The organism is Crenobacter sp. CS_VA4 (assembly GCF_055597485.1).
In genome coordinates this window covers 164,878-178,308 of the sequence record NZ_JBVMAE010000008.1, presented here as the reverse complement: position 1 = coordinate 178,308, position 13,431 = coordinate 164,878, and the positions used below count along the sequence as shown (strand labels likewise).

The following is a 13,431-nucleotide window of genomic DNA, read 5'->3' as shown; positions in this document are numbered from 1 at the left end:
CCAGCGTTTTTTGAGCCCCTGCCGCGTGTTGATGAGCACGAACAATGGTCGAGTCGATGAAGAGCTCTTCTAGGTCCGCCTCTTCCTGCAACGCCTCTGCAATTCGATTCCAGACGCCATAGGTTTCCCATCGGGCGAAGCGAACGTAGACGGAATGCCAATTGCCGAAAGAGGGAGGTAAGTCACGCCAGGGGCTGTCTGTACGAGCTATCCACAGGACAGCTTCAACAAATAGCCGGTTGTCTGCAGCCCGACCGCCCTTGTCGGTCGGTTTGCCAGGCAATAAATCTGCAATGCGGCCCCATTGCTCATTATTGAGCAAGCTTCGATCCATGCTCTGCACCCCAAAAGGCTGAATCAGAGCACAAATCCTCTACTGTGAACACGCCCTAGGAAGTGTCTGTTTGGACTGTGACTTTGTCGGTCTCGCCCGACGGGCGACCTACTTTTCTTGCTTCGCCAAGAAAAGTAGGCAAAAGAAGGCGACCCCGACGACGCCGGCCCGCTACGCGGGCTGCCCTGCGGGCGACACGGCCAACGGGCGGCTGCGCAACTCGCGCCGACTATGTCGGCACTCGGACAGTGCTCGCCGACACCCCCCGTTGGCCGCGCCGTCCTCGGCGGCGTCGATGGGGGATGGGTGACGGTTGGCTACATCCAAGAGACTGCATGGTTAGAAAAACAATGAGCTCTTGGTGTGGATAAAGCGACACACCAAGTTAAGGTTGGCCGAAAGGTTTCTGCATAACGCAGCAAGTAGATTCGGCCAAGCAAAGTAGCTTGTATTTCTCCCCCCCTGATCCTCTAATGCCACAATCGACCTGCCCATCCCCTTCTGCGCTGCCGAGTGACCGGCAAGCGGCCAGGTTTTAAGCCGCCGCTTGTTCGAGCGGGCGAACGTTAGCCGCCCGCGAGTTCGGCAGCGCCTGGCCGCTTGTCGGACGCGAGGGGAGCCGAAGGCCAGCGCGGTGGGGTCGCCTTTCTTTGGGTACTTTCTTTGGCGAAGCAAAGAAAGTACCTCGCCTGTCGGGCGAGACCGACAAAGCCACAGTTCAAACAAGCGCTCCCTATAGCACTCACCTCGAGTTCCACAAGAGCATAAAAAAAGGCAGCCCGACTCGCGACAGGCTGCCAAAAACGCCAACAACAGGGACAGGAAAATTAGAAGCGCATGCCCGGCGACAACTGGGTCGGCAGACTCAGCGCCGTCGCCTCCACCGACGCCATCGGGTAGGCGCAGTAGTCGGCCGCGTAGTACGCGCCCGGGCGGTGGTTGCCCGAGTAGCCGACCCCGCCGAACGGAGCGGCCGACGAGGCGCCGTTGGTCGGCTTGTTCCGGTTGACCACGCCGGCGCGGATCTCCTGGTTGAAGCGCTCCCACAGCTGTCCGTCGTCGGCGAGCAAGGCCGCCGACAGGCCGTATTCGGTGTTGTTGGCGATCGCCAGCGCCTGGTCGAAGTCGCGGTAGCGGATCACCTGCACCAGCGGGCCGAAGTACTCCTCGTCCGGCAACTGCTCGATGGCGCTCACGTCGAGGATGCCCGGGGTGACGAAGGCGAGCTCCGCATCCGGCTGGGTCATGGTCAGCACCGGTTTCGCGCCGAGAGCGATCAGATTCTGCTGCGCGGCCATCATGCCCTGTGCCGCCTTCAGCGAGATCAGCGCGCCCATGAATGGCTGCGGCTCGGCGTCGAAACGGCCGATGGTCAGTCGTGCGGCGACCTCGGCGAAGCGGGCGACGAAGCGATCGCCGAATTCGCCTTCCGGCACCAAGAGGCGGCGCGAGCAGGTGCAGCGCTGGCCGGCCGACAGGAAGGCCGACTGCAGCGCGTGGTGCACGGCGGCGTCGAGGTCGCCGACCGGGGCGACCACCAGCGGGTTGTTGCCGCCCATCTCGAGCGCCAGCATGAAGCCCGGGCGTCCGGCGAACTGGCGGTGCAGCACAGTGCCGGTCGGCGAGCTGCCGGTGAAGAACAGGCCGTCCAGGCCCGGCTGCTGCGCGAGAGCGATCCCGGTGTCGCGTTCGCCCTGCAAGAGGTTCAGCACCCCGGCCGGCAGGCCGGCCTCATGCCACAGCTTGACGGTGTGTTCGGCGGTGAGCGGGGTCAGCTCGGACGGCTTGAACAGCACGGTGTTGCCGGCGATCAGCGCCGGCACGATGTGGCCGTTCGGCAGGTGGCCGGGGAAGTTGTACGGGCCATACACCGCCACCACGCCGTGCGGACGGTGGCGCAGCACCGCGGTGTCGCCGGCCAAGTCGGAACGGTGTTCACCGGTGCGCTCGCCGAACGCGCGGATCGAGATCTCGATCTTGTTGACCATCGCGCCGACTTCCTGGCGCGCTTCCCACAGCGGCTTGCCGGTCTCGACGCCGATGGTGCGTGCCAGCGCTTCCTTGTGCTCGCCGAGCACTTCGGCGAAGCGGCGCACGATCGCGAGGCGCTCTTCCAGCCGGGTGCGGCGCCAGGCCGGGAAGGCAGCGCGCGCGGCACCCATCGCGGCGGCGATGTCGTCGGCGTTGGCCGAACGGCCGCTCCAGACGGTGTCGTTGGTAGCCGGGTTCAGCGAGGCGAAGGCCGGGCCGTGGCCGTCCTGCCAGTTGCCGTTGATATAGAGCTGGGACATGGGTTTACCTCTTAATGGGGTTGAGCGTCATCGCGCGCACGGTGTCGCCGCTGGCGACGTGCAGAGCTTCGGCTTGTTCGAGGCTGAGCGTCAGCGTGTCGTTACGCGGGTCGGCCGAGATCAGGATGCAGCGGAAGTCGGCGAGCGAGCCGTTGGCGACCAGATAGCGCTGCGTCGCGTCGCCGGCGACGGTCGGCATCACCTCGACCGTGCAGAGCCGGCTGTCGCGCATCACTCGCAGGTCGGCGACGCGGGCTTCCAGCACCGGGCCGCCCTCGAAGATGTCGATGTGCTGTTCCAGGCGCAGCCCCTCGGTCTCGAGCAGGCGGCGCGCCGGTTCGGTGTCGACGTGGGTCTTGCCGATGCACTCGCGCGCGTCCTCGGGCAGGAAGTCGACGTACACCGGGTAGCGCGGCATCAGCTCGGCGAGGAAGGACTTCTTGCCCAGCGCGACCAGGCGGTCGGCTTCGTGGAAGTCGATGCCGTAGAAGTGCGCGCCGAGCGCGCGCCAGAACGGCGAATCGCCGTTCTCGTCGAAGTGGCCGCGCATCTCGGCGCACAGCCGCTCGGAAAAGCGCTCGGCGAACTGGGCGATAAACATAAAGCGCGATTTGGACAAGAGCGCGCCGTTGCCGTTGACGCGGAAGGCCGGGTCGAGGAACAGCGTGCACAGCTCGGAATAGCCGGTCAGCCCGTGCGACATGTGCAGCTTGTCCATCTTGGTCCACAGCCCCATCTCGCGGCTGGCGTGCACGAAGGTGTCCATCCGGTAGGTGTAGAACGGCTGTTCCAGGCCGACGGCCACCTCGATGCCGCAGACGCCGGCGATCTGGCCGCTGGCGGTGTCCTCCATCACGAACAGATAGCCCTGGTCGGCCAGGCTGGCGGTGCCGTCGACGGTGCGCTGCACCCTATCGAGGCGCGCCCCCTGGACCTCGCGATCCGGCTTCAGCGTAGTCATGCCCGGGCCGGCCTTGTGCGCCAGTTCAAGCAGCGCATCGACGTCGGCGGGGCGGCAGAGTCGCATCACGATCATGCGGGGTATCCTCCGTGTTGCAGCGGCACGCAGCGCACCTCGTCGCCGTCGGCGATCTCGAGCACGTCGGCGGCGGCCTGCGGCAGTACCAGTTCGGCGGGCAGCTCGGCCGGCAGCGTGACGGTCACGCAGCGGAACGCGTCCGCCGCTAGGGTATTGCTGACCAGATACGGAACGCCGGCCTCACAGGCCGGGCCGCGCGCGGCGCGGTGCAGCTCGCTGAAGCGCACCGAGTTACAGACGTCGAGCGGGGCGGTCAGCACCGGGCCGGCGTCGAAGATGTCGACGAAACGATCCGGCTCCAGCCCTTCGGCCACGTGGCATTGGTAGTTCAGGCGCGCGCCGGCGTGCGGCTCACCCATCACCCGCTGCGCGTCTTCGGACAGCAGCGGTACATAGAGCGGATCGACCGGCATCATCTCGGCGATGAAGGTGCGGCTGCGACCGCCCGACTCCATTTCCATCTGTTTGAAGTCGCGCTGGAAGAATTTGTAGCCCACCCCTTCCCAGAACGGCGAGCGGCCGGACTCGTCGGCCACGCCCGGCAACACCGAGAAGATGTCGTGGGTGAAGCGTTCGCGGTGCTGCGCGGCGAACATCATCCGCGCCCGCGACAGCAGGTGCGCCGGCTGCACGCCCAGGCTCAGCACCTCGGCGTCGACGTGGAAACCGGTCAGCCGGGTGCGGCCGGTCATCTCGTGCGACAGCGCCAGCGCATGCACGCGGTGGTTCACCTGCAGCTCGCGCGAGGCGTGCACCACCACCTCGTTGCGGAATACGTAGAACGGCTCGGAGAACCCCGCCATCGCGAGCAAACCGGCGGTGCCGTGCAGCTTGCCGGTGTCGGAGTCCTCCAGCACGAACAGGTAGCTCTCCTCGCCGGGGAACTCGACGTCGGCGGCGAGCGAATTGATCGAATGGGTCACCAGCTGCTGCAGGCGCGCCCGGTCGGGCGGCAACGAGTGCAGGATGGGACCGGTGGAGCGCGCCATGCGCTCGATCTGGTCCAGATCGGAAAGCTTGCTCGGTCGAACAAAGAGCATGACACCCTCTTCTGTGTGGTGGGTGAAGCCGGGGTTGGCCGAAGACTCAGCTTCGGCCAACCCCGGCGGGCATCAGGCCGGCTGCGCCTGTTTGCCGGCGCGGACCTGCTGCACGATCTCGGCGGTGACCGCCTCGAGGCGTTGCAGGCCTTCGTTCAGGTCGGCTTCCGAAATAATCAGCGACGGCGCCAAGCGCACCACGTTGGTGCCGGCTACCAGCAGCACCAGGCCGTGGCGGGCGCCGACGTTGACGAACTCCTTGGCCTTGCCCTGCAGTTCCTGCGTGAGCTCAGCACCGATCAACAGGCCCTGGCCGCGGACGTCCTTGAACACGTCGTGCTTCTCGTTGATGCGGTGCAAGCCCTCGACCAGCAGCTGGTGACGGTGCTTCACGCCGGCGAGCACATCCGGCTGGCTGACCAGCTCGATCACCTTGTCGGCGACCGCGCAGGCCAGCGGGTTGCCGCCGTAGGTCGAACCATGCGTGCCGACGACGAAGGACGCGGCGATCTGCTTGGTGGTCAGCATCGCGCCGATCGGCATGCCGTTGCCCAGCGCCTTAGCCGAAGTGAGGATGTCCGGGGTGACGCCGTATTCCATATACGAGAACAGCGAGCCGGAGCGGCCGACGCCGATCTGCACCTCGTCGAAGATCAACAGCGCGTTGTGCTTGTCGCACAGCTCGCGCAGCTTCTCGAGGTAGGCCTTGGTGGCCGGCAGCACGCCGCCCTCGCCCTGCACCGGCTCGACGATCACCGCGCAGGTGCCGGCATTGATCGCCGCTTCGGCGGCGGCCAGGTCGTTGAACGCGATGTGCGACAGGTTTTCCGGCAGCGGCGCGAAACCCTCGGTGTACTTCGGCTGGCCGCCGACCGACACGGTGAACAAGGTGCGGCCGTGGAAGGCCTGCTTGCACGAAACTATCTTAGTTTTCTCTGGCTGGGTCTTGCCGGCGCCGAAATGGTCGAACGCGTAGCGACGCGCCAGCTTCAGCGCGGCCTCGTTGGCCTCGGCGCCGGAGTTGCTGAAGAACACCCGTTCGGCGAAGGTGGTGTCGGTCAGGCGGCGCGCCAGGCGCAGCGCCGGCTCGTTGGTGAAGGTGTTGCTCAGGTGCCAGAGGCGGTCGACCTGTTCGTGCAACACGGCGGTCAGTTCCGGGTGCAGGTGGCCGAGGCTGGTCACCGCGATGCCGCAGGCGAAATCGATGTATTCGTTGCCGTCCTGATCCCACAGACGGGAACCCTTACCGGACACCGGAATGAACGCGGCCGGTGCGTAGTTGGGCACCATCACTTCATCGAAGGTCTGACGAGTTACGTTGGCGGTCGACATGGAATCTCCATTGGCAGGCATTGAGGAAAGCTCATTCTAGGGGGGGCGATCCGAATAACCTTCCAGAAAAACGACAGAGTGATTTCTGTTTGAGGCAGGAATGGCTTTACTTGGCGATGTTCAATGGCAACGGCTCGATGCCGCGCGTCTCGTTCGAGAAACGCTCCTCGCGCGGGGCAATGCCGAAGTGGGCGCGATACACGGTGGAGAAGTGCGGACCGGACGAGAAACCGCACAAGAGGCCGATCTGCACCACCGATTTGCCGGTGTTGCGCAGCAGGCCGCGCGCCTTTTCCAGGCGCAGCTGCAGGTAGTAGCGGGTCGGCGCCATGTCGAGATGCTGCTTGAACAGCCGCTCGAGCTGGCGGCGCGACTGGCCGGTCAGGCGCGCCAACTCGTCGGTGGTGAGCGGCTCTTCGAGATTGGCCTCCATCAGCATCACCGCCTCGGTGACCTTGGGCTGCTTCTCGCCGAGCCGCGCCATCAAGGGCACGCGCTGGCGCTCGTCGCCGCCGCGGATGCGCTCCATGCACAGCGCGCCGGCGATCTCCTCGATCAGCGCCGCGCCGTGCTGGCGGCCGATCAACGCCAAGAGGCCGTCGAGCATCGCCAGGCCCCCGCCGCAGCTGAAGCGGTCGCGGTCGAGCTCGAACACGTGCTGGCTGACGACCACCTGGCGGAACCGTTCGGTAAACGCCGCCGCCTCAGGCCAGTGGATGGTGGCGCGGTAGCCGTCGAGCAGGCCGGCGCTGGCGAGCCACCAGGCGCCGGTGTGCAGGCCGCCGAGCAAGGGCAGCCGCGGCGCCAGCCGCGCCAGCTCGCCGGTGAAGAGGCCAGAGTCGGCGAAACGGTGCACGCCCTCGCTCAGCACGAACAGCCGGTCACCCGGCGCGACGTCGCGCAGCGCGCCGCGCACCGGGAAGACCAGACCGTTCTGCAACACCAGCGGCTGGCCGTCCCGCGAATAGAAGCCCAGCTCGTAGAGGCGCTTGCCGGCGAGCCGGTTGGCCGTGTCGAACAGCTCGGCCACCGCGCCGACGCCGAGCATCGAGCACGGCGGCAGCAGCACGACGGCGACACGCTCCGTCACCAGCATCGGCGCGTCCCCGTCCAGTCCAAGCGCGACTTACTTGAGGCTGCCATTCAGGAACTGCTGGAGACGTTCGCTCTTAGCGTTCTTGAACAGCTGGTCCGGGTGGCCCTCTTCCTCGATCTTGCCCTGGTGCAGGAAGATCACGTGGTTGGACACCTCGCGGGCGAAGCCCATCTCGTGCGTCACCACCACCATGGTGCGGCCCTCTTCGGCCAAGGCCTGCATCACCTTCAGCACCTCGCCGACCAGCTCCGGGTCGAGCGCCGAGGTCGGCTCGTCGAACAGCATCACCTCCGGTTCCATCGCGAGAGCCCGGGCGATCGCCACGCGCTGCTGCTGGCCGCCGGACAGGTGCGACGGGTACTTCTCCTCGACGCTGGCCGGCAGGCCGACCTTGGCGAGGTACTTGCGCGCCCGCGCCACCGCCTCGTCGCGGCTGATGCCGAGCACGTGCATCGGCGACTCGATGATGTTCTCGAGCACCGTCATGTGCGCCCACAGGTTGAAGTGCTGGAACACCATCGACAGCTTGGTGCGCATGCTCTGCAGCTGCTTCTGGTCGGCGACGCGCAGCGCGCCCTTCTTGTCCTTGGCGGTGCGGATCTCCTCGGCGTTGACGCTGATGCGCCCGGCGCACGGCTGTTCGAGGAAGTTGATGCAGCGCAGGAAGGTGCTCTTGCCCGAGCCGGAGGAACCGATGATGCTGATCACATCGCCGGCCTTAGCCTTCAGCGAGACGCCCTTGAGCACCTCGTGGTTGCCGTATTTCTTGTACAGATCGTCAACAGTCAGCTTGTACATGGTCATGACTCTCTTGGACGGCCATCAGGCGGCCTGGGGTTTCAGGAAGGCCAGCCAGCGGGCTTCGCCGCGGCGGAACAGCCAGACCAGCAACAGCGCGATCACCGCGTACAGCAGCGCGGCGATGCCGAACGCCTCGAACGACGCGTAGGTCGCCGAGTTCACGTCGCGGGCGATCTTCAGGATGTCGGGCACCGTCGCGGTGAACGCCACCGTGGTCGCGTGCAGCATCAGGATCACCTCGTTGCTGTAGTACGGCAGCGCACGGCGCAGCGCCGAGGGCAGGATGATGCGGCGGTACAGGGTGAACTTCGACATACCGTAGGCGCGCGCCGCCTCGACCTCGCCGTACGGCACCGATTTGATCGCACCGGCGAAGATCTCGGTGGTGTACGCGCAGGTGTTGAGCGCGAACGCCAGCACCGTGCAGTTGAAGCCCTCGCGGAAGAACATGTCGAGGAAGGCGTGATCGCGCACCACGCTCAGGCTGTACACCCCGGTGTAGAACAGCAAGAGCTGGATGTAGAGCGGCGTGCCGCGGAACACATAGGTGAAGAACCACACCGGGCCGCGGATGGCCGGGTTGCTCGACACCCGCGCCACCGCCAGCGGCACCGCCATCACGAAGCCGATCGCGATCGACAGCACCAACAGCCACATCGTCATCGCCAGGCCGGTCAGGTGCAGGCCGTCGGTCCACAGATAGGCCTTCCAGTAGTCGTGAATGATTGCGTTCATAGCTCGGCCTTTCTAACCCCGACGGAATAGCGCTGCTCCAGCCAGATCAGCACCCCGTTCGACACGGTGGTGATCGCGAGATAGATAAAGGCGCCGATCACGGTGAAATAGAACAGCTGCATCGAGCTCTTGCCGGCGTCCTGCGTGGCCTTGACGATGTCGGACAGGCCGATGATCGACACCAGCGCAGTCGCCTTGATCAGCACCTGCCAGTTGTTGCCGATGCCCGGCAGCGCGAAGCGCATCATCTGCGGGAACAGGATGCGGTGGAACACCTTCCAGGGGGCCATGCCGTATGACACGGCGGCCTCGATCTGGCCGCGCGGCACCGATTGGAACGCGCCGCGGAAGGTCTCGGTGAAATAGGCACCGTAAATGAACGCCAGGGTCACGACCCCGGCGAGAAACGGGTCGATGTCGATCTGGTCGATCTTCAGCCAGTCGGTGACCTGGTTCAGCAGCAGCTGCAGGCTGTAGAACAGCAACAGCATGATCACCAGGTCGGGAATACTGCGGATCAGCGTGGTGTAACCGGTCGCGACGCTGCGCAACAGCCGATTGCTCGACAGCTTGGAGCTGGCGCCGATCAGACCGATCAGCACCGAGGCCAGCAGCGACAACACGGCCAGCTTGATCGTCGCCCAGGTACCGGTGAGGATCAGCGGCCCATAGCCTTCCAAAAACATGATTCACTCCTTCTGAGCGCCGTCACGTCGCGCAGCGTGGGCGGGACGATAGGCGCACTTCGACGGGCGGAGGCCTGCGCCCAGCCGCCACGACACCGGAGGCGCCCCGGCACGCCGCCCCTAGCCGGGTGCGACGTGCCGCGAGCCTCCTTCAGACGGCCCCAATTACAGGGCCGCCTGCGGTCGACCGATCAGTTGTAGATGTCGAAGGAGAAGTATTTCTTGGAGAGGCGCTGGTAGGTGCCGTCCTTGTGGATCTCGACGATGGCCTTGTTGATCTGCTTACGCAGGTCCTCGTCTTCCTTACGCAGGCCGATGGCGGTGCCGGTACCCAGGGTCTTCGGGTCCTTCAGTTCCGGGCCGGCGAACGCGAAGCCCTGGCCACGCGGGCTCTTCAGGAAGCCGATGTCGGCCTGGACGGCGTCCTGCAGCGCCGCGTCGAGGCGACCGGAGGCGAGGTCAGCCAGCACCAGGTCCTGGTTCTGGTACGGCACGACCGATACGCCCTTCGGCTCCCAGTAGGTCTTGGCGTAGGTTTCCTGCGTGGTGCCCTGCTCGACACCGATGCGCTTGCCCTTGAGCGACTCGACGGTCGGCAGCAGGTTGGCGCCCTTCTTGGCGACCATCCGCACCGGCGCGTTGAACAGCTTGTCGGAGAAGGCGATCTGCTCCTGGCGCTTCTCGGTCACCGACAGCGACGACAGCACGCCGTCGAACTTCTTCGCCTTCAGCGCCGGGATCATGCCGTCAAAGTCGTTCTCGACCCAGACGCACTTGGCCTTGAGCTTTGCACAGATGGCATTGCCCAGGTCGATGTCGAAACCGACCAGCTTGCCGTCCGGTGCCTTCGATTCGAACGGGGCGTAGCTAGCGTCGACGCCGAAACGAATGGTGGTCCAGTCTTTGGCGAACGCGCCGGTGGAGGCCAGGCCGAGTACAACCGCGATGGTGAGCTTCTTCATACTTTCTCCATGACATGCGTGACAGCCATCTGTCCAGGGCGGGCAGGACGCCGCCCCCAGTGGCCATTTTTTTGTGGGGCCCTTCGTGCATCAGGGAGGTCATTCTTGATGATGCCGTCGAAAGTCCTGAAACACTGAGCGCCGATAGTTTCAGTAATTGGCCGGTCAGACAATCACCGATAACCCGGGATCGCCCTCAATGACGCGGCGCAAAAACCGAAACCAAACCACAAGAAAACACTTTATTTTCAATGCGTTACAAAAAAATAACGCCGGATTTTTTCGCCATACACGCTCGGCGAGGCCGCGGGCTTATGTACGTCGCTGTCGCTTTTGCGCAATGCGCAATGCGCTTCGCTGTGGCGCCGCGACCGCGTCGGGGGACGCTGGCGACGGTTCCGGAGAACGAATACACCCGCCGAGCGGCCGACGCAACATGCCACATACAAAAAATCTAACTTGATGTTTCCCAAACTGGATTCAGAATGAGAGCTCCACCAGACAACCGGAGGTCACCATGTCGAATTACCGCGTCGAACGGGAACTCGATCCGAAGGGCGGGTTTGTGGGCTGGGCCGTCGTCGAGGCTCAGGGGAAACGTCGGGCCGGACCGTATCCGCTACATGCGATGGCCGAAGACGAAGCCTACCGTCTGTCACTTCGTGATGACATGTCGCGCCAGAAACTTGAAGAGTACGCATTGGATGAATGAACGATCAGGGCCGGTCACACCGGCCCGATTCCTTTTCAGCCCTACCCTCTCCAGCGATTGAATCAGCGCCGCCGTTCGTCACCATCCCCCTCCCTGCCCGTCACACGGTCACCGTCTCCCCACCGCACGAAAAAAGCGCCCCCTCAAAAAATGGCATTTGCATTTAAAAATGCAAGAACAATGACAAGCAAAATCAGGTGACGGCGATGCAGGCATTCCGGTCGACGCCTGCGCCGCCATCAGGTAAAACGACAAGACCGCCATCCCGTTGACGTGTTTTTCCGCTTTGACCGCCGTGCAGGAGCCCCGATGACGCCTCTCTCTCTACGACCCTGGTCGGGACCCGCCCTGCTCGCCGTACTCAGCGCCGGACAGGCCTGTGCCGCCGAGCTGCCGGTGGATCTCGACAAACCGGTCTTGGCCGTGTCGGGGCGGATCGCCCAGCCGTTCAGCTTCTCGCTGCGCCAGCTCGCCGCCTTGTCGGTGCGCCGGATTACCACCTCGACCCAATGGCACCCGGGCCGGCAGCAGTGGGAAGGCGTGTCGCTCAAGGCGGTGCTGGGGAAGGTCGGCGCCACCGGCACAGTCCTGCATGTGTCGGCGCTGAACGACTACGCCGTCGACATCGCGGTCGCCGACGTCATCAAATACGACCCGATCCTGGCCTACAAGCTAGACGGCCACTACATGCCGGTGCGTGAAAAAGGCCCGCTGGTGGTGATTTACCCCTACGACGAGCAGCCGGCGCTGAACGTGCAGTTCTATCACAACCAGGCGGTATGGCAGGTCAACCGCATCACCGTCCGATGAAGAGCGGCACGCCGACCCCGCCCGCCCGCTGGCGCAGCCGCTCGCTGTGGTTTTCCGGCTTGCTGTGCACCCTGGCCCTGTCGATGGCGACGCTGTCCTTTTCGGCGCTGCAGATTGCCGAGAGCCAGGTGAGCCGCCTGGCGATCCCGACGCTGAAGAACAACCTCTGGGTGGTGACCCAGCTGCAGCTCGAGGCGTACCGCTTTCATCAGGCCCTGGACGGCTACCTGCTCGGCCGCGACCCGGTCGACGATCTGCGCTTGCGCCTCGACTTGCTGGCCAGCCGCTTCGGGGTGCTCAAGGAATACGACACCGACCAGCACATGTCGGCCGCGACCTGGCAACAGATGGCCGCGCTGCGGGTCCGGCTGGACGACTGGAGCCGCCGCCTGGCGCAATTGCCGAGCAAGCCGGAGCTGGCGCGCCGCCAGGTGCAGGCGATCGAGACCGAGCTGGACAGCCAGCTCCCCGCGATCCACCAGATGACGCTCGAGGTGCATCTGGACATGACCCAGGCGGTGGACAACGACCGGATCGGCACCAAGGCCAATTTCACCACGCTGGCGCAGGCGCTCACCGGGCTCGGCATCAGCGTGCTGGCGATGCTGGCGTTTCTCGTCGTGCTGCTGTCGCGCACCCGCAAGCTGTCGCACCACCTGGCCGGGCTCAACAGCACGCTGGAGCAGCAGGTCGAGCAGCGCACCCGCGCGCTGCACGACAGCGAGGAGCGCCTGCGCCTGATCCTGGCGGCCAGCCCGATCGGGGTCGGCCTGATCCGCGATCGCGACGGCCAGCCGCTGTTCATCAACCGGCCGTTGGCCGAACGGCTGGGGCTGGCCGATTCGGCCGACCGCGTGCCCTTGCCGGCGCTGCTGGTGAACCCTGCGCGTTATTACGAACTCTACCGGCGTTACCGCCGCGAACGCGAGCTGCGCGACTGCGAAGCGCTGCTGCGCGGCGTCGACGGCCCCTTCCCCAGCCTGCTCACCGTGCAGCCGCTGGCGATCAACGGCGAGGCGGCCAGCCTGATCTGGGTCTATGACAACTCGCGCCGCCAGCAACTCGAGAACGAATTGCGCCGCCTCGCCACCACCGACCCGCTGACCGAGCTGCGCAACCGGCGCGCCTTCCTGGCCGAGGCCGAACCATTGGTCCAGAAGGCGCTGCAGCAGGGTGTCGCGTATTCGCTGATCGTGCTCGACATCGACCATTTCAAGCAGATCAACGACAGCTACGGCCACCCCGCCGGTGACCAGGCGATCCGCCGACTCGCCGACGCGCTGCGCGACGTGTTGCGCGAGGCCGATATCAGCGGCCGGCTCGGCGGCGAGGAGTTTGCCGCGCTGCTGCCGGACACGGCGCTGCCCAGCGCGATGTTGATCGCCGAACGGCTGCGGCAGCGCGCCGAAGCCATCGACGTCGCGCTGCCGTCGGGCCATATGCTGATGACGATCAGCCTGGGGGTGGCCGCACTGAAGGCGTCCGATCGCGACCTGGCCGACCTGTTCGCCCGCGCCGACCGGGCGCTCTACGATGCCAAGCATCAGGGCCGCAACCGCACCTGCTGCCTGCAATAAGAGCCATGTAACAACA

General features: G+C 65.2%; 13 protein-coding genes. 3 read left to right on the top strand and 10 right to left on the bottom strand.

What is annotated here, in order from left to right; genetic code table 11:
- The 10 genes from ACZ2IA_RS10150 to ACZ2IA_RS10105 form a co-directional block, all read right to left on the bottom strand.
- Window positions 1-334: IS5 family transposase (locus ACZ2IA_RS10150; protein ID WP_470292460.1), on the bottom strand; the 334-nt coding region annotated here is incomplete at its 3' end.
- Between the two features lie 827 nt (window positions 335-1,161).
- Window positions 1,162-2,625: a succinylglutamate-semialdehyde dehydrogenase gene (gene astD, locus ACZ2IA_RS10145; RefSeq protein WP_470292459.1), complete on the bottom strand. Its 1,464-nt coding sequence runs from the start codon at window positions 2,623-2,625 to the stop codon at window positions 1,162-1,164.
- A gap of 4 nt (window positions 2,626-2,629) precedes the next feature.
- Window positions 2,630-3,661, bottom strand: coding sequence for an arginine N-succinyltransferase (gene astA / locus ACZ2IA_RS10140; RefSeq protein ID WP_470292458.1), 1,032 nt, complete (start codon window positions 3,659-3,661; stop codon window positions 2,630-2,632).
- The gene (locus ACZ2IA_RS10135) at window positions 3,658-4,704 is read right to left on the bottom strand and encodes an arginine N-succinyltransferase (protein WP_470292457.1); all 1,047 of its coding nucleotides are present in this window, start codon (window positions 4,702-4,704) and stop codon (window positions 3,658-3,660) included. Before ACZ2IA_RS10135 ends, astA begins: the two co-directional genes overlap by 4 nt.
- A 72-nt stretch (window positions 4,705-4,776) precedes the next feature.
- Window positions 4,777-6,036, bottom strand: a complete 1,260-nt coding sequence (locus ACZ2IA_RS10130; RefSeq protein WP_470292456.1) for an aspartate aminotransferase family protein — start codon at window positions 6,034-6,036, stop codon at window positions 4,777-4,779.
- 106 nt (window positions 6,037-6,142) lie between these two features.
- On the bottom strand, window positions 6,143-7,132 hold the full coding sequence (locus ACZ2IA_RS10125) for a GlxA family transcriptional regulator (RefSeq protein WP_470292455.1): 990 nt from the start codon (window positions 7,130-7,132) through the stop codon (window positions 6,143-6,145).
- 30 nt (window positions 7,133-7,162) lie between these two features.
- Window positions 7,163-7,930, bottom strand: a complete 768-nt coding sequence (locus ACZ2IA_RS10120; protein WP_470292454.1) for an ABC transporter ATP-binding protein — start codon at window positions 7,928-7,930, stop codon at window positions 7,163-7,165.
- Between the two features lie 24 nt (window positions 7,931-7,954).
- Window positions 7,955-8,668: an ABC transporter permease gene (locus ACZ2IA_RS10115; protein ID WP_470292453.1), complete on the bottom strand. Its 714-nt coding sequence runs from the start codon at window positions 8,666-8,668 to the stop codon at window positions 7,955-7,957.
- Window positions 8,665-9,354: an ABC transporter permease gene (locus tag ACZ2IA_RS10110; RefSeq protein WP_470292452.1), complete on the bottom strand. Its 690-nt coding sequence runs from the start codon at window positions 9,352-9,354 to the stop codon at window positions 8,665-8,667. Before ACZ2IA_RS10110 ends, ACZ2IA_RS10115 begins: the two co-directional genes overlap by 4 nt.
- A gap of 191 nt (window positions 9,355-9,545) precedes the next feature.
- Window positions 9,546-10,316: an ABC transporter substrate-binding protein gene (locus tag ACZ2IA_RS10105; RefSeq protein ID WP_470292451.1), complete on the bottom strand. Its 771-nt coding sequence runs from the start codon at window positions 10,314-10,316 to the stop codon at window positions 9,546-9,548.
- 517 nt (window positions 10,317-10,833) lie between these two features.
- Here ACZ2IA_RS10105 and ACZ2IA_RS10100 point away from each other — a divergent pair.
- From ACZ2IA_RS10100 to ACZ2IA_RS10090, 3 genes are all read left to right on the top strand, one after another.
- Window positions 10,834-11,028, top strand: a complete 195-nt coding sequence (locus tag ACZ2IA_RS10100) for a hypothetical protein (RefSeq protein ID WP_470292450.1) — start codon at window positions 10,834-10,836, stop codon at window positions 11,026-11,028.
- Between the two features lie 309 nt (window positions 11,029-11,337).
- Entirely contained in the window at window positions 11,338-11,838 is a 501-nt protein-coding gene (locus ACZ2IA_RS10095) for a putative pterin-binding protein (RefSeq protein WP_470292449.1), read from the top strand.
- A complete protein-coding gene (locus tag ACZ2IA_RS10090) occupies window positions 11,808-13,415 on the top strand; it encodes a GGDEF domain-containing protein (RefSeq protein ID WP_470292448.1) in 1,608 nt (535 codons plus the stop codon). Before ACZ2IA_RS10095 ends, ACZ2IA_RS10090 begins: the two co-directional genes overlap by 31 nt.
- Window positions 13,416-13,431 lie beyond the last annotated feature (16 nt).